This window comes from Bacillus sp. RHFS10 (genome assembly GCF_016757475.1).
GTDB classification, from domain to species: Bacteria; Bacillota; Bacilli; order Bacillales; family Bacillaceae; genus Bacillus; species Bacillus subtilis_G.
This window is the reverse complement of the sequence record NZ_JAESPO010000031.1, coordinates 1-422: the sequence shown is the minus strand read 5'-3', so window position 1 is coordinate 422 and position 422 is coordinate 1. Positions and strand designations below refer to the sequence as shown.

Annotated in this window: 1 protein-coding gene; it reads right to left on the bottom strand. The window is 40.5% G+C overall.

The features are described from left to right. A partial coding sequence (locus JMN17_RS21510; RefSeq protein ID WP_202329217.1) for an acyl carrier protein occupies positions 1-422 on the bottom strand: 422 nt, incomplete at both ends.

The window sequence follows — 422 nt, the reverse complement described above, 5'->3', positions numbered from 1 at the left end:
GTCTTTCCTCTTGCATAGTTTTATTTTCAGGCTCAGGGGAACGTTCATAAGATTCCGGCGGATGCGTGCTGTACAATGTTTTTTCGTCAGCTGCAGAAAAAGATTCTGTCTCAGCAAAAAGGATTTCTCCGTATTGCTCGATTACATAATCAGTCATTTCAGCCAGTGAATTGCATTCAAAGAAAATGGATGGCAATAATTCCGTACCATATTGTTGATTGATTTCATTTCCGAGTCTGGTAAACGTAATAGAATCAAATCCGTACTCGCCGAATGAAGTCTCTTCTTCTATTTCCTTTCTGTCAATCTTCAAAATACTTGACATCATCTTTGCAATGCCCTCAATCAGATTTTCTCTCCGGTCTTTCGCCGCAGATTCATCTGAAGAAAAAGAGCCGCAGAGATGAAGCTCCTCGGAATAC